This window comes from Wolbachia endosymbiont (group A) of Pogonocherus hispidulus, assembly GCF_964028195.1.
GTDB lineage: Bacteria > Pseudomonadota > Alphaproteobacteria > Rickettsiales > Anaplasmataceae > Wolbachia.
The window spans coordinates 878,674-902,523 of sequence record NZ_OZ034750.1; the positions used below are offsets into that span (position 1 = coordinate 878,674).

General features: G+C 35.3%; 21 protein-coding genes, 1 tRNA gene and 1 pseudogene. 5 read left to right on the plus strand and 18 right to left on the minus strand.

Going from position 1 to position 23,850, the window contains the following annotated elements; all coding sequences use genetic code 11:
- Window positions 1-43: 43 nt before the first annotated feature.
- Complete coding sequence (locus ABWU58_RS04140; RefSeq protein ID WP_353282645.1) at window positions 44-2,701, minus strand: valine--tRNA ligase; 2,658 nt, start codon at window positions 2,699-2,701, stop codon at window positions 44-46.
- A 257-nt stretch (window positions 2,702-2,958) separates the two neighbouring features.
- Between ABWU58_RS04140 and ABWU58_RS04145 the strand changes: the two genes are divergently transcribed.
- Window positions 2,959-4,233: a hypothetical protein gene (locus tag ABWU58_RS04145; protein ID WP_353282646.1), complete on the plus strand. Its 1,275-nt coding sequence runs from the start codon at window positions 2,959-2,961 to the stop codon at window positions 4,231-4,233.
- Window positions 4,234-4,539: 306 nt separating this feature from the next.
- Here ABWU58_RS04145 and tnpC read toward each other — a convergent pair.
- From tnpC to ABWU58_RS04175, 6 genes and pseudogenes are all read right to left on the minus strand, one after another.
- A pseudogene (gene tnpC / locus ABWU58_RS04150) lies at window positions 4,540-5,866 on the minus strand (IS66 family transposase).
- 55 nt (window positions 5,867-5,921) lie between these two features.
- A complete protein-coding gene (locus tag ABWU58_RS04155; protein WP_353282647.1) occupies window positions 5,922-8,357 on the minus strand; it encodes an ankyrin repeat domain-containing protein in 2,436 nt (811 codons plus the stop codon).
- A complete protein-coding gene (locus ABWU58_RS04160) occupies window positions 8,354-9,301 on the minus strand; it encodes a hypothetical protein (RefSeq protein WP_353282648.1) in 948 nt (315 codons plus the stop codon). The genes ABWU58_RS04155 and ABWU58_RS04160 overlap by 4 nt, the downstream gene beginning before the upstream one ends.
- 132 nt (window positions 9,302-9,433) lie before the next feature.
- Window positions 9,434-10,858, minus strand: a complete 1,425-nt coding sequence (gatB, locus tag ABWU58_RS04165; protein ID WP_353282649.1) for an Asp-tRNA(Asn)/Glu-tRNA(Gln) amidotransferase subunit GatB — start codon at window positions 10,856-10,858, stop codon at window positions 9,434-9,436.
- Window positions 10,859-11,662: 804 nt separating this feature from the next.
- On the minus strand, window positions 11,663-11,785 hold the full coding sequence (locus ABWU58_RS04170) for a hypothetical protein (RefSeq protein ID WP_353282650.1): 123 nt from the start codon (window positions 11,783-11,785) through the stop codon (window positions 11,663-11,665).
- 7 nt (window positions 11,786-11,792) lie between these two features.
- Window positions 11,793-11,948 carry a hypothetical protein gene (locus tag ABWU58_RS04175; RefSeq protein ID WP_353282651.1) on the minus strand — a complete coding sequence of 52 codons (156 nt, stop codon included), beginning with the start codon at window positions 11,946-11,948 and terminating at the stop codon, window positions 11,793-11,795.
- A gap of 94 nt (window positions 11,949-12,042) precedes the next feature.
- On the opposite strand from ABWU58_RS04175, the gene ABWU58_RS04180 reads away from it, so the two are divergent.
- Window positions 12,043-12,177, plus strand: a complete 135-nt coding sequence (locus tag ABWU58_RS04180; protein ID WP_353282652.1) for a hypothetical protein — start codon at window positions 12,043-12,045, stop codon at window positions 12,175-12,177.
- An 84-nt stretch (window positions 12,178-12,261) separates the two neighbouring features.
- Window positions 12,262-12,729 carry a Holliday junction resolvase RuvX gene (gene ruvX, locus ABWU58_RS04185; protein WP_353282653.1) on the plus strand — a complete coding sequence of 156 codons (468 nt, stop codon included), beginning with the start codon at window positions 12,262-12,264 and terminating at the stop codon, window positions 12,727-12,729.
- 307 nt (window positions 12,730-13,036) lie between these two features.
- On the opposite strand, the gene ruvC is transcribed toward ruvX, so the two are convergent.
- The 11 genes from ruvC to pheS all read right to left on the minus strand — a co-directional run bounded on the left by ruvC (window position 13,037) and on the right by pheS (window position 21,026).
- Entirely contained in the window at window positions 13,037-13,525 is a 489-nt protein-coding gene (gene ruvC, locus ABWU58_RS04190; RefSeq protein WP_253309367.1) for a crossover junction endodeoxyribonuclease RuvC, read from the minus strand.
- Window positions 13,526-14,353, minus strand: a complete 828-nt coding sequence (locus ABWU58_RS04195; protein WP_353282654.1) for a cytochrome c oxidase subunit 3 — start codon at window positions 14,351-14,353, stop codon at window positions 13,526-13,528. It abuts the gene before it with no gap.
- A gap of 47 nt (window positions 14,354-14,400) precedes the next feature.
- Window positions 14,401-15,060, minus strand: a complete 660-nt coding sequence (locus ABWU58_RS04200) for a TenA family protein (RefSeq protein WP_353282655.1) — start codon at window positions 15,058-15,060, stop codon at window positions 14,401-14,403.
- A gap of 44 nt (window positions 15,061-15,104) precedes the next feature.
- On the minus strand, window positions 15,105-15,788 hold the full coding sequence (locus ABWU58_RS04205) for a TenA family protein (protein ID WP_353282656.1): 684 nt from the start codon (window positions 15,786-15,788) through the stop codon (window positions 15,105-15,107).
- A 125-nt stretch (window positions 15,789-15,913) separates the two neighbouring features.
- Window positions 15,914-17,086, minus strand: a complete 1,173-nt coding sequence (metK, locus tag ABWU58_RS04210; protein ID WP_353282657.1) for a methionine adenosyltransferase — start codon at window positions 17,084-17,086, stop codon at window positions 15,914-15,916.
- 64 nt (window positions 17,087-17,150) lie between these two features.
- Window positions 17,151-17,227: transfer RNA gene (locus tag ABWU58_RS04215), tRNA-Ile, on the minus strand.
- Window positions 17,228-17,236: 9 nt separating this feature from the next.
- The gene (rpmA, locus tag ABWU58_RS04220) at window positions 17,237-17,506 is read right to left on the minus strand and encodes a 50S ribosomal protein L27 (protein WP_096617064.1); all 270 of its coding nucleotides are present in this window, start codon (window positions 17,504-17,506) and stop codon (window positions 17,237-17,239) included.
- Window positions 17,507-17,516: 10 nt separating this feature from the next.
- Window positions 17,517-17,819: a 50S ribosomal protein L21 gene (gene rplU, locus ABWU58_RS04225; RefSeq protein ID WP_265043843.1), complete on the minus strand. Its 303-nt coding sequence runs from the start codon at window positions 17,817-17,819 to the stop codon at window positions 17,517-17,519.
- Window positions 17,820-18,155: 336 nt separating this feature from the next.
- On the minus strand, window positions 18,156-18,620 hold the full coding sequence (locus ABWU58_RS04230) for a P44/Msp2 family outer membrane protein (RefSeq protein ID WP_353282658.1): 465 nt from the start codon (window positions 18,618-18,620) through the stop codon (window positions 18,156-18,158).
- Window positions 18,621-18,689: 69 nt separating this feature from the next.
- On the minus strand, window positions 18,690-19,982 hold the full coding sequence (gene glmU / locus ABWU58_RS04235) for a bifunctional UDP-N-acetylglucosamine diphosphorylase/glucosamine-1-phosphate N-acetyltransferase GlmU (protein ID WP_353282659.1): 1,293 nt from the start codon (window positions 19,980-19,982) through the stop codon (window positions 18,690-18,692).
- Window positions 19,983-21,026, minus strand: a complete 1,044-nt coding sequence (pheS, locus tag ABWU58_RS04240) for a phenylalanine--tRNA ligase subunit alpha (protein WP_353282660.1) — start codon at window positions 21,024-21,026, stop codon at window positions 19,983-19,985.
- Window positions 21,027-21,171: 145 nt separating this feature from the next.
- On the opposite strand from pheS, the gene ABWU58_RS04245 reads away from it, so the two are divergent.
- Entirely contained in the window at window positions 21,172-22,932 is a 1,761-nt protein-coding gene (locus tag ABWU58_RS04245; protein WP_353282661.1) for a hypothetical protein, read from the plus strand.
- 284 nt (window positions 22,933-23,216) lie between these two features.
- Window positions 23,217-23,813, plus strand: coding sequence for a riboflavin synthase (locus ABWU58_RS04250; protein WP_353282662.1), 597 nt, complete (start codon window positions 23,217-23,219; stop codon window positions 23,811-23,813).
- The last annotated feature ends 37 nt before the right edge of the window (window positions 23,814-23,850 follow it).

A 23,850-nucleotide genomic window follows, 5' to 3' on the forward strand; every position in this document is an offset into this window, starting at 1 on the left:
GATTATAATAGCATGGATATCAAAGGAAGTAAAGCTATAAAAATCAGTATAAGTCTATATTCACTATGTATTTCCCGTCTTCAGTTTCAAGCTCAGACTGCATCCACTCTATCATTTCCGCATTGCAAACTGCTTGTAGGTCATTCTGCGCGGATTGATTCAATTTGTCCTCTCGTAGATCTGCTTTTATCACTAATTTCTTTATCAAATGCTTAACTGATACATTATTATCTGCTTTTATCTTTCTGATAATGTTTAATATCTGCACGCAATTGTCTCCCATTTCCTCTGAATATTTATCATAGATAAGCTCTTCTTTGCTCGGCCAATTACTTTGATTGTGTACAGAATTATAACTATACAACTGGTGGTATATCTCTTCTGTAATGTAAGGCAAAAAAGGTGCAAATAACCGCAAAATAACATTTAACACATACGCCAAGCTTTGTTTTGCACTTAAGGTTGCTTCACTGCTTCCGTACGCGCGTTTTTTTACTAATTCCAAGTAGTTATCACAAAAATCCTTCCAAAAAAATTCCTCTATTACGCCCAAAGCTTCGCAGTATTCAAACTGTAATAGGTTATTCGTTGCTCTTTCTATAACTTTGTATAACTTAGACAATATCCACTTATCTATTGTCTCGTGAGCAGAATTTATGCTCATCACTTGATGCTTTTCCATGAACATGGAAACAAACTTGCTAGCGTTCCAAAGTTTTGTAACTAGGCGCTTGCCAATTTTAAATATATTTTCAGAGTAGACTGTATCAACTCCAAGCCTTGAGTTCGCTGCCCAATAGCGCACTACATCAGCTCCATAAGTTTCAAGTATTACATGAGGAGTGATGATGTTACCTTTTGATTTACTCATCTTTTTCTTATCATCGGCTAAACACCAACCGCTGATCATAATGTTTTTCCAAGGTAAAGAATTTGCATGATAATGTGCCTTTAAAATAGTATAAAAAGCCCAAGTTCTTATTATCTCATGGCTTTGGCTGCGCAAATCTGCAGGAAATATCTTGTCATAGCGATGATTTGGCAAGCTAAACTCACTATTTACTGCCAGTGCACTTAGTTGAGGAGTAATTGAACTTGTGGCCCAAGTATCCATTACATCTTGATCTGGGATAATCTCTTCTTTGCTATACCCTTTTGGCAAATCTTTGAGTGGATCAATAGGTAGGGCCTTTATTTCAGCTAGAATAATTTTACCTTCTTCTCCCTTACGTTTGGAATACCACGCTGGAAATGGCACACCAAAATAGCGCTGTCTTGAGATGCACCAGTCCCAATTTAGCCCTTCTATCCACACTTCCATGCGTTTACGCATATTGCTTGGATGCCAATTGCATTCTCTTACTTTATCTAATACTTGAGCTTTTTGCTCTAAGGTCTTGATAAACCATTGATAAGTAGGCAATATCTCAAGTGATGCACCAGACCTTTCTGCGCATTTGACAGAATGAGAAATGCTAGTGCTTTCTATCAAAAGTCCTTTTCCACTCAAGATTTCAATCATCCTCTTTCTTGCCGCTGTAACTTTCAATCCATTGATTTCATTGTAGATTCCAGCGTTACGCGCTGGAATGACGCCGGGGTGTGGTGGAATGACGTCTTCTTTTGTCATCTGAGTAGCCCTTTCTCCTGTCATCCGAGTAGCCCCTATGGTGTCATCCCAGTGCCCAGACACTGGGATCCATTCTTCTTTTTTCTGACCATACGCTGACATGATATCTTCCTCTGTCATCGCTGGCATTGGCTCTTTTTCCTGGATTCCAGTGTCAAGCACTGGAATGACATCATAAAGGCTTATTCTCCCATCCTGATCGATGATAATTTTCATCGGCAGATTATGCTTTTGCTGCCAATATATGTCGAGTTCATCACCGAATGTACAACACATAACAAGCCCAGTGCCTTTATCTATTTTGACCTTATCGTCAGCTATTATTGGAACTTTTTCCTTTGTTATTGGCGCTACGGCTGTTTTTCCGATCAGATGAGTGTAGCGCGTATCCTCTGGATGACAAAAAACTGCAACACATGCTGGAAGTAATTCAGGTCGCGTAGTTGCAATATTGATCTGCTCATTTTCTTGAGTAGAGAAAACTATCGTGTTTAAGGATGACTCAAAAACTTTATCTTCTATTTCTGCTTGTGCAATTGCGGTTTTATCAACTGGGTCCCAAAGAATAGGTTGCATTTTTCTATATGCATACCCTTTATTATATAGATCGATAAACGACATTTGAGAAAGCGTCACAGTTTCCTTGCTGATTGTGTGGTATTTCAAATCCCAGTCATAACTAATGCCGACTGATTTAAACAATTCCTTGAATTCCTGCTTTGATTTTTCAATCACTTCATGACACATCTCTATAAATTTCTCTCTGCCAACTTCTTTTGCACGTGTTTTATAGGTTTGTTCAACCAATCTTTCAGTGGGAAGCCCGTTATCATCAAACCCAATTGGATAAAACACATCTTTGCCCAGCATGCGTTGAAACCTTGCAATAAAGTCCGTGTGGCAATAGCTGAATATATGGCCAATATGGAGTTTTCCAGATATTGTTGGCGGAGGTGTGTCTATAGTGAAAGTGTTATCCTTTTCACCATTCCATTTATAAACTTTACTGCCTTCCCATAATATGTTGCATTTGTCTTCAATTTCTTTAAAGCCGTATTTTTCTTCTAACATAAATATTTCTCAATTTTAAACTTCAAGCTAGCAACGTCACACCGCCGCGGTATCTCTTAGCCGCTAACAAGCAGCGGGATGACGATTGTCGGTAAACCTAAATTACTTTAGCTATAGCACAATTAAGTAAATACGGCAATTTTACGCCAAAATTTTTTGTTTACGAACATAAATTTTCTATGCTATGATAAAAATATTACTTGACCTTAGGTTCTAAAGGTATTATGTAATGTTAATTATATATATTGAGGTTTAATATGTTTATGGAGATTAATGGTACAATAAAGGTTATCAATAATGAAATAATGCTTATTATAGCGCAAGATGATTTTGAAAAATTTCAAGAGTATGAAAACATTTCAAGTTCTAAAAAGTTTTATGCGGGTTTTTCACTAGGTAATAAGCAATTATATATTACCGGTTTGTTTGAAAAAGAAAAAAAAAATCAAGAAGATAATACTGTAATCATACCTATATCTTCAGCTAAACAAGGTAACGGAAAAGATTTTACTACTGCAACAGAAATAAAAACCCTGTTGGGCCTTGATAATACAAAAAAAGAAGTTGAGGTACAGATGCTTCAACATCCCAAAAAACAATTAGAAGAATTGAAACCTAAAATACAAGAATTAGAAGCTGCAAAGAAGAAAGCTGAGGAGGAATTGAGAACTAAAACACAAGAATTACAAGATCAATTGGACGCAGCTAACAAGGGCAAAGAAGAATTACAAGAACAGCTAAACAACCGACCAAGTGCTGCTCAGTTACAAGAGAAAGAGGATAAGATAAAAGAATTAGAAGCTAAAGATCAAGAAATAACACAATTAAAAACTCAAAAGGGTGCAGTTGAGAAGGAAAAACAAGCATTAGAAGATGCAAATAAGAAAGCTAAAGACGAAAAAACAACATTAGAAGAGCAGTTAAAGAAGAAAGGCGAAGAATTAGAAACTGCAAATAAAACAATTGAGGAGAAAGTTGAAGAATTAGAAACTGCAAAGAAAGAAGCTGAGGAGAAAATAACAGAATTAGAAACACAGCTAAAAACCCAACCAGATGCTGCTCAGTTACAAGATAAAGACGAGAAAATAAAAGATTTAGAAGCACAGTTAAGCAACCGACCAGATGCTGCTCAGTTACAAGATAAAGAGGATAAGATAAAAGAACTAGAAGCTAAAATAAACCAACCAAATGCTGAAGTTGAAAAACTAAAGAACGACTTAAAAACTAAAACTTCTCAAGTTCAGCAGTTAACGCAGAAAAATAAAGAATTAGAAGCTAAAAACAAAACAACTGAGCAACCAAAACAAGGCAATGGAGCACGGTACACTGCTACTGTTGGTATGGGTCTTGCTGCTGGACTGATAGCATTTACTGCACTTGAACGTACAGTTAGGTTAGAGATGTTAGTAATGATTGGTATAGCAGTAGCATCTGCACTTGTAGCCGGTGGTATTACATATGCAGCATTACCTAGTACTCAAGTAGATGGAGCGAAAGCACAAGGAGTAAATGAGAATAGGAAAAAGAAGTAACAAAGGCACTGGGCTGACACCATCATAAAGGAACCAGTGTCAGTTACTCGGATGACAAGAAGAGGGCACTTGGATTACATCATAGGGGTGCTGGGATGACACCATTATAGAGTGAACCAGTGTCACACTACTAGAATGACACCCTGACAATCGTCATCCCGCTACTTGTTAGCGCCGCGGCGGTTGTAAGTTAAAAATATGTTATAAAAGAAACAAGAGGGAAGATAACTCTACTCACTATAGGAATAGAGCTATCACGGGCGTGTGCGACCGACGCGGCGTTGGGTATCCGTTCAGCAGAGTGGTTTAAGAAACGATAGATAGGAGATTGTGAAAAGGGTTTAACCCCCTTTGTTTCCATGTTAAGTATAACGAAATTATCCGCTCAAGTTCCTCGCTCCGATTGTGTAAAATATGAGTTTTTACGGTAAACGACATAATGCCGTATTTGCCGTTCAACATGGTTATTTGTCAGCGGAATATTTTCTGGGTCATCTAAAAATTTCCACATCATTCTTTCAGATTTCAAAATATTTTTGGCAACTCGAGAAGCTCCAATTGCTTCAGGTAGGTGGAATATCTCCTTCAAGTAATACCTTGTACGTTTTCGCAACTTTCTGGCACGTCTGACAAACCTCAAAACATCTATCTCACTTTTTAGTAAAGCTTTTTTTAGTGCAAATAATTCAGTGGCTACGTTTCTTAACCAGAACTTTAACTTCAAATTTCCAACTATGTTTCAAAATCTCTTGATCCAGCAGATTTGCCTCTTTTCATCAGAAAAATAATTGTATGCTGCATATCTGTCAGTTACTACCAAGCTATTACGATTGCAGCATACACTATTTTTTAAAACTTTCATTCCCCTTGACTCTGTCAACTTCACAAAACTTGCCGTATTGCTTGCAAACCCAGCCAAGTTTTCCTTTGTTGTAATGGCTAGTTTCATCTATATGCAAAACATCACTACTCCTTACTTCTTGTGCTACTTGTTCGTATATTTTTTTACATTTCGATGCAACTCTGTGTTCACTATTTGATATGCTACCAACACTTATGTTCAGATTAAAAATATCATTTATGATGCTAGCTACTTCGCGCTTTGAATTTTTATAAAACCCACTGAGTGCTGCAACTACTGACTTAACCCTTGGGCCAAATGTATCTGGCGTAACACCCTCTGGTAACTTGCTACTTCTTCTTTTTCCGCATCTCTGACAACGGCTATGTTCCAACTCATTACATAAGCCTTGATCTCCGGAAGATCTACTTTCTGATGAATATAAGGTTTTTCGCATATTGCAATCTTCCCTCCGCATTCGCAAGTAGATGACAACTCTATCTTTATCACCTCATCTGCTTCCATTTTAGCACGATAATTACCCTTATGCCCAACTTGACCACCAATCTTTCTTTCGCTTTTGGCTTTTCCTTTTTCATTTTGTATAATTCTTTTGAACTGGGAATTGATGAGTTTTTTGAATTTACTTTCCTTTAATTCAGCATTCTCTATCTTTAAAGCTTTATTTTCTGCTCTTAAGTTTTCTATCTCTGCTTCCAGTTTTTCTATCTTTGCTTCTAACTTTTCTATTTTTTGCTGTAAATTTTTGCAAAGTTCTAAAAGGTTTACCATATTATCTCACTTTTGCTCTATGATTATCTTTTTAGATCACCTTGTCTACCTTATTCTACCACTCCGCTGAACGGATACATTCCACAAGCTCCTGGTAATTATTATTAGCTGCATAATGCAATGCTGTTCTTCCTTCATTATTTTTAGTGTTAACGTCTGCGTTGTACTCTAATAGTATCTTAACTACATCAATCTTTCCCTTCATAGCAGCGAAGTGGAGTGGAGTGTTGTTATTTCTGTCCCTGGCATTAATATCAGCACCTTTTTCAACTATAAATTCTACTATTGCTAAGTTTTCACATATAATAGCATAATGCAATGCTGTCATTCTCCAATTACTTCTAGCATTAACATCTGCGTTGTGTTTTAGTAATACTTTCGCTATATCAGCCCTTCCCCCCTCCTTAGCAACTAAGTGCAGTGGAGTGTAGCCATCTTCATTCTTAGCATTGACATCAGTACCATTTTTAATAAGACATTTCACTATGTCCAATTCTCCACTCCCAACAGCATAATGTAATGCTGTCATTCTCCAATTGCTTCTAGCATTAACATCTGCGTTGTGTTTTAGTAATATTTTTGCTATATCAGCCTTTCCCTTCTCAGCAGCTAAGTGTAGTGGCGTGTTGCCATCCTTATTCTTAGCATCAACATTAGCACCTTCTCGAATAAGGTATTCTGCAATATCGTCACTTCCAAAAAAAACAGCAGAGTGGTGGAGTGGAATGTTGCCATCTTCATTCTTAGCATTAACATCAGTACCATTTTTAATAAGACATTTCACTATGTCCAATTCTCCACTCCCAGCAGCATAATGTAATGGAGTCCAGCCATATTTGTTTTTAGCATTAACATTAGCACCTTTACTGATCAGGTATTTCACTATATCCCACTTTTCACTTTCAGCAGCACAATGTAATGGAATCCAGCCATATCCGTCTTTAGCATTAATATCAGCACCTTTATCGATTAGGCATTTTACTTTATCCAATTCTCCACTTTCAGCAGCATAGTGCAATGGAGTCGAGCAGTACTTACTTTGGGCATTAACATCAGCACCCCTGTTTACGAGATATTTCACTATGTCTAATTTTCCAGCCTCAGCAGCAGCTGAATGTAATGGAGTACTATTAAGTTTGTCTTTAGCACTAAAGTCAGCACCTTTACTGATAAGGTACTCTACTACATCCAATTTTCCATTATAAGCAGCAATGTGCAGCAAAGTTTGACCGTGATTGTCCTCAACATTAACAGTTTTTACCAATTCACCTGGGTAATGTCTTTCTATATGTGTTATTATTGCACTAATTGCTTCACAATCACCACTTTCAGCAAGCGAATGCAACGGCGTATATTTCCATCTACCATAAATAGAATTAAAGTAAAATTCATCAATCAACCTATTGTGCTTACTTGCATGTCCCCAAATAAATGCAACATGAATAAAATTATCTATTGCTGAATCACCACTGTTTATCAACTCTAGAGCTTTTCTGAGAACTTCTTCTTCTCGGCCTTCCTTTTGTAAATTCAATTCAGTTACTTTCTGCACTAGTCTGTGAATGTTTGCCACTCCCTCTTTTAAGTCAATCATTGAATATCTATCGAGTAACTTAACAGCATTCCACAGCTTTTCTTCATCATCTGCTATTAATTTTGAAAAGATTTCTTCTATACGAATCTTGTCAGGAGCAAGGTAGGCCATTATTTCCAGAACACTCAAAGCTTCAAAACCACATTCTTTTTGTGCTATAGCGTCAATTGTAATTTTCCAAGTTATGAATGTTGTTTTAGTATAACGGTCACTTTTATTTTTGAGTTCAAAATCAAGCAGCTTTTTTGCCTCTTCTTCATATCTTTTCAGATAGTCACTAACACCAATTTTTTCTTTACCCCTATAACTTAGTACAACATTTTTTTCATTAATATATGCAACTGCTTGTTTTAAAGCTAACGGGAAATATTGTAATTCCTCTGTTAGATTTTTTATTTCTTCATCTTGTAAATTATTTCTTATATTTAAAGCCCTCTTAACAAACTTCAAAGCCTCTGTTTCTTTGAATACACCTAACTGTATTGTTTTTATCTCTCCTTCATCTTCTGATATTCCCCAATCCTTATTACGAGAGGTAATCAAAATATGAGGCTTGTTAAGATCAGGAGATAAAGAAAATGGCAAAAATTTACTTATCTTTTTGTACTCTTGAACGTTATCGAAAATGAACAGGCTCCTCCTTCTTGCGAAGAAAGCATATACTTCTCTAACAATAGTTTCTATCGTTTTGTCGTTTCCATACTTATCTTTAGGAAAAATACCTAATCTATTTCTAGCTAACCTCAAGAAAGAATTTTTCATATCTTCAAAGTTTTCAGCGTTTATCCATATAACATTGCCACCATAATACTTTCCATACTTGTAAGCATATTTCCTAGCTAACTCACTTTTTCCCACTCCTCCAAGACCACTAATAGTAGCAACCTGCGATATCACCGCTTGCCTCCCGTGCTCCTTTGTAGTGCGTCATGTAAGGCTTTTAATTCACTACTTCTACCAGTAAAAGATGCCACTGGCTCTATTATGCCAAACCAAACCGCTCCTAAAATTTCCTCTCTTATTTTTTCAATTAGGGCTTTCGCCTGTTCGTATGATAGAAACTCCTCCCCCTCTTTTTCCAACAAAATCAGTACCTCTTGCTGGTAACGACTGCAGAAGTGACTTGCATCAGTATTGCTGAATTCCTTGCCCAACTCACTCTTAATAATTTCACTAAGTTCAGTTCCGCTTGGCAAATTGACTGCAAATACTAATTTATTTAAAAAGTCTTCTATTTCTTTATCGCTGACTTCTCTACCTACCTCACGCTTTACAAAATCCTTATTCTCCTGCAAGTATGAGATAATGCTACTATCAAATTTATATCTTGCACCATTGCCTATATCCAGAAACTCATCTTGTGTATCTACCCTTATAACTGAAATTTCCTTTTCTTTATTCTTTCCACGCGACATCATTCTCAGCTTTCTTAATGGATGCAATGTCGAACCCTCGGAATCAAAATCAGCATTTGTGACAATGACAAAATCCTCTATTTCACCCTCAAACTCTCCATTATCTTTGATCTTTAAATAAGCAATGAGATATTTTATTAAGCCAAACGCACCATCCTTTCTCCGCGTTAATAATTTACCTATGCTGATTTTTTTGTGCCTACCTTTCTTATGCTTGATTTGTATGAATCTATGTACTATCTTTCCGTCTTGTTCATAACAAAGAACGATATCATCAAAATCTTTAGCTGACCCCTTCTCTATAAATAGGTGAAAAGAATATTTCCTATCTACTGCACGTTTAGGAAACAGCATTAGCCATCCCACTTGGTACATAATACCAGGAAAGGTGCATTTAAACACTGAGCAGGACGATCTTTCAAGCATCCTCAACCTCACATAATTTTAAAAATAGTACCAACAAATGGTAAAAAAGTTATATGTCATGATATACAGATATCGTAACAAAGACCTTGGAATATCTACGAGATGTGCTGTTATGTAAATAAAAAAATGTGACTAATTACTTAATTTTTCACTCAAAATTGAATTCACGACATCGGGGCTGGCTTTTCCCTTAGTGGATTTCATAACTTCGCCAACAAAGAATCCGTATAATCTTGTTTTACCACTTTTGTATTCTTGAACCCTATCTTGGTTGTTATTGACGATTGTGTCGATAACTTCTGCTATTTGACCTCTATCGGTTATTTGCTTTAGGTCCTGCTCTTCTATGATGAGAGATGCAGGTTTGCCAGTTTCAAACATACTATCGAACACTTGTTTGCCAAGTTTAGCAGAGATTGTTCCATCAACGATAAAATCTAAGAGCTCCGACAAGGCATTTGCTTTGATTGGGGAGCTCACAATATCAATACCTGCTTTATTTAAACGACCAAAAAGCTCTACGGTTAACCAAGTAACCGCGAGCTTTGAATCATGTTTTTTTATTAATTCCTCAAAGTAATCAGCAATTGCCTTATCGGAAGTAATGACGTTTGCATCGTATTCATTGATACCTAATTCCTCAATGTATCGCAGCTTTTTTTGATCTGGTAACTCAGGTAAAGATGATTGAATTAAATCAATTTTCTCCTGGCTTACCTCAACAGGTAATAAATCAGGCTCAGGGAAGTATCTATAGTCGCTTGCATCCTCTTTGCTTCTCATCACTTTTGTTTTTCCCAAAGCGACATCAAACAATAAGGTATCTTGACTTATTTCTTCTCCACTTTCTAAAATTTCAATTTGTCTTTGTATTTCATAGTCTATAGCTTGCACAATATAACGTATCGAGTTCAGATTTTTTATTTCACAACGAGTGCCAAATGTATTACTGCCTTTTAGGCGGACAGAAACATTTGCATCACAACGAAGTGATCCCTTTTCCATATCACCATCACACGAACCAGTGTAACGCAAAATCTGCCTCAATTTTTTCATGCATTCTGCAGCTTCTGCAGATGAACGGAGATCTGGCTCTGAAACAATTTCCATTAAAGCAACCCCTGCACGATTTAAATCCACATAAGTTCTGCTTTCCTCATGAACGCTCTTTCCTGCATCTTGCTCTAAATGAATTCTCGCAATTCTTATTTCCTTTTCATTGTCGTTGATAAATACTCTACCATTTTTAACTATTGGCTCAAAAAACTGGGTTATCTGGTAACCTTGCGGTAAATCAGGATAAAAATAATTTTTCCGATCAAAATAAGAACACTTATTAATTTCTGCAGAAAGTGCAAGACCGGTGCGTATTGCTTGCTCTATGCAGTAATAATTTAGTATTGGCAGCGTACCTGGCATTGCCGCATCAACTAGAGAAACTTGAGTGTTATGCTCAGCACCAAACTCCGTTGATGAGCTAGAAAATAGCTTCGTATTAGAAGAAACTTGAGCGTGCACCTCAAGCCCAATTACCGCTTCCCAATCCTCTTTCGTCATGTATTTTATTCAAATGATAATCTTAATATTCTGCAAAATTAACACAAAAAGTCAAAACAAAACTCATGTTAGCTAAGTGGTATGCAGATTGTTCTACCCATAGAAACGGATTAAATGCAAAACTTGCTTGACACCCTTCGCCGGCCCCCTTATCATGAAACTGAAGCTATTTATTTATCTTCGCAATCTGTGCAGGTTAATGACAAAAAACTTAGGGTATTTGGCGTCTCATGTTTAATTTTTCGCACTACGTGCATCGCATGTCTTTAAAAATTTTTAGGTTTTTACCTATATAAGCCGAAACGCGCTTACAAAGCGTTTAAGACAGCAAAAAACGTCAAATTGACAAGGGAGAATTTGAATGCTAGCTACTACGGGGTTTCTTTGCCTTTTTTCCTGCTTAGTAAATTTCTTAAACACTTGCGGTGTAGGTTAGTTGCAAGTTAAAAGCAGCTAAATCGCTCTTAATCAAGCGTTTTAGAATAAAAAAAACGCCGATATTTTAGTACATAGTAAATAGCCAACCACCACGGAGCTTCTTTTGCCTTTTTTTTCATTTGGTAAATTTCTTAATGTTTATAGCTAAAGATTGCACGAATATTGCAATTACAAAAGCGATCTCTACTAGGTAGGCCAGTGCTCCTTTTTTTGTCATCCGAGTAGCCCTCTTCTTGTCATCCCAGTGCGTGACACTGGGATCTAGCCTTTATTATGCAGTCACTTAGTTGAAATTAAGTCTTCTGGATTCCAGTGTCAGCTACTTTCATGACATCATCATAAAGTAAAATGAGATCCCAGTGTCAGCTACTCGGATGACAGGAGAAGGAGGCTACTTTCATGACACCATTCTTTTTTCTGGATCCAAGTAGTTAAGGCACTAGGATGACACCATTCTTTTTCCTGGATCCCAGTGTCAGCTACTTTCATAACATCATCATAAAGTAAAATGAGATCCCAGTGTCACGCACTGGGATGACATTATAGGGGCACTGCTATTATAGAGTGAACCAGTGTCAGCTACTTTCATGACACCATTCTTTTTCCTGGATCCAAGTAGTCTGGGCACTGGGATGACAAAAAAAGGAGGCACTGGGATCTAGAAAACTTAACTTTAAATAAGTGGCTGCATAATAAAGACTAGATTCCAGTGTCAAGCACTGGAATGACATCATAGGGGCACTGGGATGACAGGAGAAGGTACTGCCGTCATAAAGGAACCAGTGTCAGCTACTCGGATGATACCTTTTTTCTACTTAGTTTGGGTTATGCAAGAAGTTTATTGCATTCCTGAGCAATTTGATTCATTATTCTTTTTGTAAAAAATTTTCTTAACTTTCTCTCTACTTTTTCTGGGTAATGTCACAATTTACTTGCTTATTCTTGCTTTAAAGGAAGTCTAATAGATGCTACATAGAAATCCAGATGAGTTTCTAAAGTCTATTCCAAAAGATAAGCGCATAATGTGCCTTGACATGGGAGAAAAGCAACTAGGCATAGCATTTAGCGATAAAACACAGCTTATAGCCACAGCTCATAGTGTATATTATAGGAAAAATATGAACAAAGATTTAGGTTATCTGCATAGAATATTCAAAGAAAATGAAGCTGGATCAATGGTAATAGGACTACCATTCAAAATGGACGAGCAAGAAACTAAATGGTGTAAAACCATAATCCAATTCGCAAATAAAATAATAAAAAAATATAAAGTAAATATATACTTACAAGACGAAAGCTTCTCAACATCTATCGCAACTCATGCACTAAAAATTACTGGAATATCAATCACAAAATCGAAAAAAATAGATGATAAAATCTCCGCATGTATTATTTTGCAACGAACGTTAGACAAGATAAATACAATCAAATAGTTTTTCCAGATCTGGAAATCTTCAAACTGAATCTCATATAAAAGTTACGTATCTGTTCAGCAGAGTGGCAAAATAAGGTAGACGAGAAAAAACAACTATAGGAACAAATGGGTGTCATGCCAGTGCGTGACACTGGCATCCAGTCCTTTCGCACAGTTCCATCAAAAACGTTGTAAAGGCTTTCGTGTTTACCAACTTAGTGCCCTATCTGGATCCCAGTGTCAAGCACTGGGATGACAAGAAAGGAAGCACTGGAATTTTTGTTTCAGTATTTGTACATTAGCCATGCATCTGAACAGATACAAAGTTACTCAACAAAACAAGAACCTTTCGTATAAGCATGACAAATTGCTACAGCAAGAGCGTCAGCAGCATGGTGGCATTTTATACTCAAATTTTTAACTATTTGCTTCACCATAAATATAATCTGATCCTTATCAGCATGGCCATTTCCGGTAATGCTTTTTTTTACATAGTTTGCATCATATTCATTCATAGTTAGCTTTGTTATTTTTAACGCTAAAATTACAACCCCTCTTGCATATCCTAAAGTTAGTGAAGATTTAGGATTTTTATTAACAAAAATTTTTTCTACTGCAGCTTCATTCGGAGAATATTGAAATATTACTTTCTTTAATTGTTCAAAAATTATATGTAAGCGTTCACCTGTACCCAATTTACCATCAGTTGATATGGTACCGCCGCCCAAAAATTCAATATTATTTTTCTCGTTCAGGCTGATAATGGCCCAACCAGTCTTGCTTATCCCTGGATCTAGACCTATTATTTTAACCACTTAATAAACGCTTAACCAATAAATAAATAAAAATAAAAATATCCAGACTACATCTACAAAGTGCCAATACCAGGAGGCAAACTCAAAGCACAAATGGTCCTGAAGTGTAAATTGGCCTTTCCGCGCTCTAAATAAACACACTGATAAAAATATTATTCCTATTATAACGTGTGCGCAGTGAAAACCGGTAATCATATAAAAATTGGATGTATAAATAAGCTTTTCTCCTGTTTCTTGTAGAGAAAAACTTGCTTCATGATACTCTATTGCTTGCACTATTATAAAAAAAACCCCAAGCAATATAGTTATGGACAGCATTTTAATCATGCTCTTTTTATCATTTTCAAGTAAAGAGTGATTTGCCCAAGTAATTGTTGTACCAGAAAGCAATAATATTAATGTATTCATGAATGGTAGTGACCACGGATCAGGTGGCAAAATTCCCTCAGGGGGCCATTCAACTTTTTTTGCAGGAGAAAACGCCTCAAATAAAAAAACTGGATCAAGCCAGGCTTTAAAGAATGAACAAAAGAACACTATAAAAAATACGACCTCCGAGAGAATAAATAAGTACATTGCAAATTTGAGTCCATGTTTTACAATGGTAGTATGACATTTATCATAAATGGCCTCCCTTATTACATCTCTCCACCAGTAGAACAGCACCCCTGATACCGCGAAGATGCCTAAAACTAAACCAAACATTCCGAAAATTTGTTTATGAAGCGCGCCAACTAATCCAAGTGCAAGAATAAGAATTGCTGCTGATATAGCAATTGGCCAAGGGCTTGGATCCACTAAATGAAAATCATGTTCTTTACTTTTCATAGCATTTTAAAAAATACTTATTAAGGATACAAATTAGCTTAAAATTGTCAATATTTCTTAAAATCTTGATTGAATCTTGAAAAATTATATGCACCGTTCAAAAAATCTAACACAAATTGTGCAGTTATTCTAAACAACTCAAGCATTCTGCTCTTTTCATTTTCTCTTGCTCTGCTGCAATATTCATCAACAATATTTTCCAAAACAATGCATCCAGACTTTACTGAATCACTGTAACAAAAATCAAACCAATCCCTATATCTATTATTTTTCTTGAATCTATTTTTTATGCTATCAACGACAGTCTTGTGTATAAACATGCAAGAATACAAAACCGTCATAGCCTCATAGGTATTACTATACGAGATGGATAAAAGAAAATTAGCGAAATTAAAACACTCAAGAGATTTCTTTCCACGACTTATACCGTACATAGTAAAGTAGTAGTCATATAGCACTCTATTAACAGTCACTACTTTTTGGGCTACTTCAGCAAGCGAGATAATACTACTATAATCTTCCATTCTGGATGCAGTAATTAAGGTGATACGAATATAATCACCTAAGAGCAACGCATCTTGTTGAGCATAGAATTTGAAGTTCTCTATATTTAGAGTGTTATTCGCTAACTCAACATTAAAAGGATGCTCAATTATATCCTTTAAAAGATTTGACCCGTAACAGCTCCTAATTATGCCACTGAACACTGTAGTTACCGATAAAAGATCAAGTTAACGTAAATAATCCGCTGCTAATATTCTTTGCTAGATATATTAGAGTAATATGCCTCATCCCAAAACATTATTTCTAATTCCAGCCCTTTCTTAAAAAACTCATACATCCTCTTTTTTTCACAGTCACTAGCTTTTTTATATAGCTTATTTGTAATATCAGTAACCTCATCAATTACAGCATTTACTGTTTCGCTACTATAAATGTTGATCCACTCTTTGTATTTGTTATTTTTAACCCCTTTAGTTGTTATCTCATTTACCATATAGCGTACAACGATTTGGTATATGTTAAAGCAAGAATAAGATGCTACTAAAGCTTCATTAACAGAATTGTGATATGCGACACTTATGAAAAAGTCAGTAAAGGTAGAACAAGCTCTTGACTTTTTGTGATCATCAGATAGATCACAATCTTCAAAATATTTTTTATACTGTTCTCGAACATAAAATGCTCCTTGTGCCAAATTGATTAAACTACTCATCATTTCAATATCATCAACTCTAGCTGCAATAATTAAAAAAGCACGAGCGCAATCTATACAACATAGAAAATCCTGCTTAAGGTAAAATTTAAATCTTTTATAATCTAACGTACCATTTACTAATGCAACATAAAAAGGATGTTCTTTCGTCTTATCAATAAGATCGGAAAACTCTTTTACAATTACATTGTCAAGTTTTTCTTCTATTCCGTTATACATTTTATGAGCCTCACAATAAAAACTGAATATAATAATTATCACTAATATAGTATAATTATTATGAAAAAGCAATTATACTTCAACAATAAGCTAGTATATAAATATGAGGCTGTAAATCAAAAATTTTAGCAATCTAAAGAAATTTTACTATTACCTTCTATATTGAATTCTCTACAAAGATCAGCAGACAAGTTCATGCTTTCCCAAGAAAATCCACCGTCATTTTCTGACTCTTTACCAAAATGTCCATAACAGGCTGTACGTTTATATATAGGACGATCAAGCGATAAATGCTTAATTATGCCTTTTGTTGATAAATCTATATTATTCTCGATAAACTTTTTAATTACCCTTTCCTCTACCGTATTTGTACCGAATGTATCAATATAGAATGAAGTAGGTTTTGATATACCAATTGCATAAGAAAGCTGCACAAGACAACGTTTAGCCAAACCTGCAAAGACAATATTTTTAGCAAGGTATCTTGCCATATAAGCTGCAGATCTATCAACTTTGGTTGCATCTTTTCCGGAAAATGCCCCTCCACCGTGTGGAATATAACCTCCATAAGTATCAACCATAATTTTTCGTCCGGTTAATCCACAATCACTAACCGGTCCACCAATAACAAATCTACCAGTTGGATTGACTAAGAGATTTTCCTCAGGACATATCCACCCTTTAGGTAAAGATGAAACTATGTAAGGATAAATTATTTCTTTTACTTTTGATTGATCCAAATCCTCAGGGTGCTGTATTGAGACAATAATACTTTCAGCACGTACCGGGAGGTTATTCTCATATGCCAAAGTAATTTGCGATTTTGCATCTGGACCAAGCTTTGCTTCTCTCACCACACTCATGATATTTTTCAGAATCGAGTGTGCATAAAAAATGGGTGCCGGCATAAGGTTTTCTGTCTCTGTTGTTGCATAGCCATACATTATGCCCTGATCTCCAGCACCTTGATCCACCCCTATTGCAATGTCATTTGATTGCTCATGCAGCAATATATTTACCTTCACCTTTCTCCAGTGGAAACCATCATGCTCGTAACCAATATCTTTTATTGTATTCCGTACAATACTTTCAATCCTGCTATTTTTGATGTTAGGTCCGAATACTTCCCCAGCTATAATAACGTTATCTTTGGTGACTAAAGTCTCTATTGCAGCTCGCGCAAAAGGATCAGTAAAAAGGTATTCATCAAGTATTGCATCTGAAATTTGATCTGCTACTTTATCTGGATGACCAGCCGCAACTGATTCACTGGTTATTAAATTTTTATATAAACTCATGCTTTAGGTTTCTGCTGATACAATACCAAAACCGCTATAAAAAACACAGTTAGCAATTACTAAATGGTGGGTCTGGGAAGAGTTGAACCTCCGACCTCACGCTTATCAGGCGTGCGCTCTAACCACCTGAGCTACAGACCCCTGATTTATTCAAGCTGAAGCTTTCATATTATCTGTAGGCAAGATATCAATAAAAGTCTTTTTATTTGCTGACCTTCTAAAGCTGACCCAGCCTTCTACTTTGGCAAAAATCGTATGATCTTTACCTATACCAACATTCTTCCCAGGATGGAATTTTGTGCCTCTTTGGCGCACAATTATGTTACCAGGAATAACCTTCCCATTCTTCTTTATTCCTAACCTACGACCTGCTGAATCTCTACCATTACAGGAACTACCACCTGATTTTTTAGTTGCCATATCTTACCTCTTACTTTTGAAGACTAATTTCATTTATACGAAGAACAGTTATATACTGCCTATGACCAGTTTTCCTACGGTAATTTTTTCTTCTTTTCTTCTTAAAGATTATAATTTTTTTCCCCCTGCACTGCTCCAATACTTCAGCTTTAACAGTAGCATTAGATGAATAAGATAAGCCATTATTTGAAATACAAATCACCTTATTGATTTCCACCTCTTTTTTTTCTTCAGCTTCTAACTTCTCTACCTTTATTATACTACCTTCTTTTACTAAATATTGCTTTCCACCAGTCTCAATTACTGCAAACATGATAAATATAAATTATTGTTATTAACTTTAATCGTAAACGATGTCATATATGCTGTCAATATAAATAAAAAACACGACTTAATGTTCTTTTAAGCTACTTAAATACTTCTATCTTTTTTCACCCTTTATCTACTTTTTCTCAGACAATAATTAATTCTCAAAAAATCTTATTTTGAACAGAAGCAAAACTTGATCATTTTTAATCTCTAAAAACCCTTCACTTTTCTTTTGCAGCAGGTCTCTAATTAAAACTCCATAATATGGCTTATTAATTATCTAGCAAAAATTCAGCTTCAATTTGAAAAAAGTACAACCTGTTGCTATTCAGTTGGGGTTTTATAAGTTAGAATTTATTCCAAGCTCAAATCCATGATTATAATCTTCAAATGCTTTCAATAGACGGTAACCAGCAAAAACACTTGTCCTTGAAGAAAGCGGAAAATCAAGACCAGAGCTTATTTTATATGAGAAACCAAACTTTGACTGTCCAACAAAATCGATAGCAGCACCTATACCAACATTAACATATGGAGTGATATCTGTGTTTGTAAACTCGTAGTGATAACGTAAATTTGCCAAAATTCCTCCTTGCAGTTTTCCTTCAAAAATACTTGCAACTGAAATAATAGGCTCAACTGAAATTTTTACGCTGTTTGTGTAGTGATAACCGATACTATAACTAAAATCGCCAGAACTGTATGACGAAGAAGTATAGATTCTATCTCTAATAAAATCAACTCCAAAACATGGTTTTGCCAAAAAAACGGTAGATAATATAGCTAAAGTAAGTAATTTTTTCATTTTACCCCATTAATACTGGTATGCACATATATAATATTAAAAATGATACAACAACATAATTAAATTAGACTACTTTATTCTCTTAATCACTTGTTTTTCTCTTGCTATTGCAAGGCTTTTTTCTGGTACATCCTCAACTATAACACTACCTGCTGCAATTACAGATTCATCATGAATATTAAGCGGCGCAATTAGTGAGCTATTGGCGCCAACAAAGCAATTGCTCCCTATATTTGTTTCATATTTATTTTTCCCATCATAATTACAAACAATAGTGCCTGCTCCTATATTACTCCCCTGCCCTACTTTAGCATTTCCTATATAACTTAAGTGTTTTATTCTAGTGTTTTGACCAATTTCACTTGTTTTCACTTCCACAAAATTTCCTATTTTTGCCTTATTACCAATTGTTGTGTTTCCACGTATTCTGATAAATGGGCCGACCTCAGCATTACTTTTAATTAAGCAGTTTTTTAAATGCGAAAATGGTAGTATTTTCGCACCAGACTCTATTTTCACTCCAGTACCGAAAAAAACATATGGGTAAATAACTGAATCTCTGGCAATTTGCGTATCAAGAGAAAAGAAAACAGTCTCTGGAGCAACAAGCGTTACTCCGGAGTTGGTAAAGAATTTTCTTTTGTTTTCTTGAAAGTAAAATTCAGCTTTTATAAGGTCATTTCTGTTATTTATTCCCGTTGCCTCTTCTCCACCGGTAATCACGTAATCGACATTTAAATTACTCTTCACTGCAATAGAAACTATATCGGTCAAATAATATTCATGAGTTGAGCTATTGCACTCTATTTTCTCCACCAATTCACGTAAATTCTTTGCATATGCAACCATTATTCCAGCATTGGCAAGAAACTCTTCATGATTATTTTTATTACTCTTTGCTTCTACGATTTCTCTTAAGGAACCATTCTCAATGATTAACCTACCATATTCTTTATTGCTTGCCCTAAAACCTAGGCAAACTAGAGCCTTGCCTTCTAAGCAACTAACCATTTTAGTTATTGTGCTGCTTTTTATGAGCGGAGTATCTCCATACTGCACAATAATTATGCTCGAATCTGGCAATTCTTTCAGGTTTCTCATCGCAGTTTTGACCGCATCTCCCGTACCGAGCGTTGATTCTTGTGTAATTAACTGTATATCCTCAAAGCACTTTAGTCTTTCAATTAAAGGCTGATCAACTACAACAGCAATATTTTTAGGATTTAGCTGTTTTGCACTGTAAATTACATGCTGGAGCATGGAAAAACCGCCTATTTTGTGTAGGACCTTAGGCAAATCTGAATTCATCCGCCTGCCATGCCCTGCAGCAAGTATAATGAACGTATGAGTTTTACTTATCACTTATCTTAAAGATGAAAAATGAAAACCGTAATGATCAAGCCAGCTGATTTTGTTGTCATAGAAGCTCCTTAAGTCGCCAATTTGATATTTTAGCATTGCAAGCCTTTCTATACCAATACCAAACGCAAAACCGTTGTATTTAGTATGGTCTATTCCAACATTTTGAAAGACATTTGGATGCACCATTCCACATCCGAGCACTTCTATCCATTTACTACCTTTATAACTTATATCCACCTCTGCAGAAGGTTCGGTAAAAGGGAAAAAACTATTACGAAAACGTATCTTCAGCCCTTTATCTCCAAAAAACTTATTAAGGAAGTGATGAATAGTAAATTTTAACTGGCCCATATTGACACTTTCATCGACATATAACCCTTCTATCTGATGAAACATAGGAGTGTGAGTTGCATCAAAGTCATTTCTGTATACTCTACCTGCAGCTACTATTTTAATTGGGAACTTTTTTGTTTTTTCCATGGTTCTAATCTGCACAGATGAGGTGTGAGTGCGCAGTACCATTCTTTTATCATCTATTTTATTCTTTAAGTAGAAGGTATCTTGCTCCTCTCGTGCAGGGTGGTGACTTGGAGTATTCAGTGCATCAAATACATGAAATTCATCTTCAATGTCAGGGCCATCAACTGCTTTAAAACCCATATGTGCAAAAATAAGCTTTACTTCATTTATAACCTTACTGAGTGGATGGACCTTGCCCATTTTTTCTGGTCTAACGGGCAACGTGATATCAACCGCCTCGTTCTGCAATTTAAAGTTAACTTCTTTGGCTTTTAGTATATTTTCCTTATTCATTATAAGCTGATCTAGCTTATTACGTAAAACATTGATAACTTCGCCTAAATTGCGCTTTTTTCCTGCGTCTTCTATCTCTTTTAAGTTGTCAAAATAAGCTTTAATTACACCCTTTTTTCCCAAATATGATAGCCTAACTTTTTCTAAATCTTGCAAAGAAGAAGCATTCTCAATTTCGAAAACTGCTTTATCTTCAAGTGAAGGTATGTCATCTAATAACTCTTTATTCATCTTAAAAATGCTGGCTTAAACTTTAATTATAGTAAAATCTTGAATAGCATCAACAATCTAAAAACTGTCCCATTTTAATTATTAATTTATTGACTAATTAATTTTTTTTATTTACCTTTGCGTTGATGAATTTGCTGTATCAACTATGCACAACAGTGACACTGAAACTGATAATAAGTACAAAATAGAGGATTTACCTAAGTTCTTTAAGGAAAGATCCAAAAACATAAGTAAAGCATTTTCTAGCGAAACAATTAAGATCAGTACTATTCGCTCGAGAAGTATTGAAAGTAATATACAAGAATTTTCATTTGAGCTAACAGCAACAGATAAAGACACCTTTAATACAAGACCATTTCAAATAAAATCTTTAATTGATTTTTTTAAAATCTGCCTTTCTCGGGAAAAAAATTTTACAGTCAACATAAAAGTACCAAAAGAAAGCAGTGAATTATATAATAACTACTGTAAAACTAATAGTGATAAAACTGTAGAAGAATTCGTAAATAATGCTCCGCCTCAAATCCTTCTGCAAGGAATAACAATCATACTACAAACAAATATTAAAGACATTAACTTAGATAATTTGCACCAAATAGGGTCATTTTTAAATGAAAAGCTAAAACATGCAGAAAAAACTGAAAATGAGGAACAGAGTCAAGTTACACTACAAGTAAAAGAAGCAGAAAATAAAGACAGACAAGAACAGAGTGAAACTAAGCAAAAAAACGCACAAAATAGACAAATTGTACCATTTACAGGCTCGTTTGGCTTTAACGTAGCAAGCAAAGTAAATTGTAAAGCTCCAGTGGTTACTGCTGCAATAAAAGCTAATATACCAAAATATAGAATCTTCCTTCCCTTATCTAATTTTTTTAATGATGTAATAAGGTTATCCCTTTTAAGAACACCAAAACCTTCTATACAGAGCAACAATATACCATTTGGTGTCATTCCAGCGCTTGACCAGGAAAAAAGAAACATGGACCAAAGTAGTCAAGCTACTTGGATGACAAGTAGTATAGGAAATCCAATACCTCAAGAAGCAGAACAGAATGTAGGTCAAACTACTTCGCACACAGAGTATTTTAAGGCTAACAGAAAAAAGAAGTCAAAAAAGCAGACCAAAGAACTATCAGAGAAAGAAAAACAATTAGCCATAAAACAAGCACAAAATGATGCTAGAGTAGCTATGGTAGATAACCAGATTGAGCGCAGGGGAAAAAAACTCGATGAAATATTTATTGAAGTGATGAATGGATACAAAAATCAAGATCCAGAAACATTTCGCAATGTTTTTAACTCAATATTCAATATTGTTTATTTTCAAGATAAACAATTACATGAAATATTAGAGTCAGGTGAGATATCAGAAGTATTAGAAATACTAGAAATACCGCAACCTCTTAGTAACTCACTTTTAGGTAAAGAATATTTACAAAAACAAGTATATAGAAAAAAAGAGCAATTAGTTTCAGGTGTTTATACACAACAACCTACTACACAATATGAGAACACTCCTCATAAATCTACAAACCCTTTACCAATTAAAGATCTTTCACCAGCAACAAATGAAGCTAAAACTCTACCTCCTACTAACATTACACTCAAATCACCGTTAAAAACTGTATTTTCCTCAAAAAAGGCTTATTTTTGTCTATTTATAATAGTAGCATCTGCATCAACACTTTGCTTATGGCATTTTCCATTAGGAAAAGTGTCAATGTTAAAAGGATTAGTGCCACCAGAAAAAAGAGAAAGTATTGGGTTAGCATTGAACATAGGGTTACCAACATTGATTACATTATGTGTTTTGAGTTTAGCTTACTTTATGTATTCTGAATATTCTATAGAATCTGTTAAGCAAGTAAGTGAAAACGATCCTCTTTCTCGCGCCTATAGCTAGTGCAGGCTCAGTTTTCCTACGTCATACCGTCACGAACCGTCATACCGCGATTCATTCGCGGTATCTTTAGATCCCGCTAACACGTAGCGGGATGACGAGCTTATCTTCATGCTGCCGCGAACCGTCATACCGCCGCGGTATCTCTAGATCCCGCTAACAAGCAGCGGGATGACGAATTTGTCGTTTTTTAAATTGTCGGTAAACCAGAATTACTTTAGCTATAACAAAATAGAAGTAAGTTGTTGTAAAAAATTTTTCATGGTAAAATTATTTATTTTCACCATATGTTTAAAGGAATTATCACGGATATCGGGACTATAACTGATACTACCACTCACTCCAACTCTGATCAAATTTTCCATATCAAAACACAAAATTTACCCTCTATAAACAAAGGAGATTCAATAGCTTGCTCTGGTGTGTGTTTAACTGTTGTTGATATAATGAGCGACATATTTACAGTCCAAACGTCTCAAGAAACTATGAAGGTTTCTAACTTAAATACGTGGAAGATAGGCAAAAAAATAAATCTCGAACAAGCAATGAGATTAAGTGATAAGATCGATGGCCACCTAGTTCAGGGTCATGTTGATGGGATAGTAAAAATTTTAACAATCGAACGAAATTTAGATTCTCATGAAATCAAACTATCGTGCCCACAAGAATTAATTAAATTTGTTGCAAAAAAAGGCTCCGTTACACTAAATGGGGTTTCCCTCACAGTGAATTCAGTTATTAATCAGGAATTTATAGTAAATATAATTCCCTATACATGGGAAAATACAACTTTTCAGTACAACAAAATAAATGATTATCTGAATTTAGAAATTGACATGATCGCTAAGTATTTAGATCAATTGATGCAGCATAAATACAATTAATTTTACAACCTTGTTATTTACAACTATTATATCTTGA

Bases quoted from the DNA above. Each gene is read 5' to 3' on its own strand.
- ABWU58_RS04140 (WP_353282645.1), bottom strand. From the start codon at position 2,701: ATGTTAGAAGAAAAATACGGCTTTAAAGAAATTGAAGACAAATGCAAC.
- ABWU58_RS04145 (WP_353282646.1), top strand. From the start codon at position 2,959: ATGTTTATGGAGATTAATGGTACAATAAAGGTTATCAATAATGAAATA.
- ABWU58_RS04160 (WP_353282648.1), bottom strand. From the start codon at position 9,301: ATGCTTGAAAGATCGTCCTGCTCAGTGTTTAAATGCACCTTTCCTGGT.
- gatB (WP_353282649.1), bottom strand. From the start codon at position 10,858: ATGACGAAAGAGGATTGGGAAGCGGTAATTGGGCTTGAGGTGCACGCT.
- ABWU58_RS04170 (WP_353282650.1), bottom strand. From the start codon at position 11,785: ATGAAAGTAGCTGACACTGGGATCCAGGAAAAAGAATGGTGTCATCCT.
- ABWU58_RS04180 (WP_353282652.1), top strand. From the start codon at position 12,043: ATGACAGGAGAAGGTACTGCCGTCATAAAGGAACCAGTGTCAGCTACT.
- ruvX (WP_353282653.1), top strand. From the start codon at position 12,262: ATGCTACATAGAAATCCAGATGAGTTTCTAAAGTCTATTCCAAAAGAT.
- ABWU58_RS04195 (WP_353282654.1), bottom strand. From the start codon at position 14,353: ATGAAAAGTAAAGAACATGATTTTCATTTAGTGGATCCAAGCCCTTGG.
- ABWU58_RS04205 (WP_353282656.1), bottom strand. From the start codon at position 15,788: ATGTATAACGGAATAGAAGAAAAACTTGACAATGTAATTGTAAAAGAG.
- metK (WP_353282657.1), bottom strand. From the start codon at position 17,086: ATGAGTTTATATAAAAATTTAATAACCAGTGAATCAGTTGCGGCTGGT.
- rpmA (WP_096617064.1), bottom strand. From the start codon at position 17,506: ATGGCAACTAAAAAATCAGGTGGTAGTTCCTGTAATGGTAGAGATTCA.
- rplU (WP_265043843.1), bottom strand. From the start codon at position 17,819: ATGTTTGCAGTAATTGAGACTGGTGGAAAGCAATATTTAGTAAAAGAA.
- ABWU58_RS04230 (WP_353282658.1), bottom strand. From the start codon at position 18,620: ATGAAAAAATTACTTACTTTAGCTATATTATCTACCGTTTTTTTGGCA.
- pheS (WP_353282660.1), bottom strand. From the start codon at position 21,026: ATGAATAAAGAGTTATTAGATGACATACCTTCACTTGAAGATAAAGCA.
- ABWU58_RS04245 (WP_353282661.1), top strand. From the start codon at position 21,172: ATGCACAACAGTGACACTGAAACTGATAATAAGTACAAAATAGAGGAT.
- ABWU58_RS04250 (WP_353282662.1), top strand. From the start codon at position 23,217: ATGTTTAAAGGAATTATCACGGATATCGGGACTATAACTGATACTACC.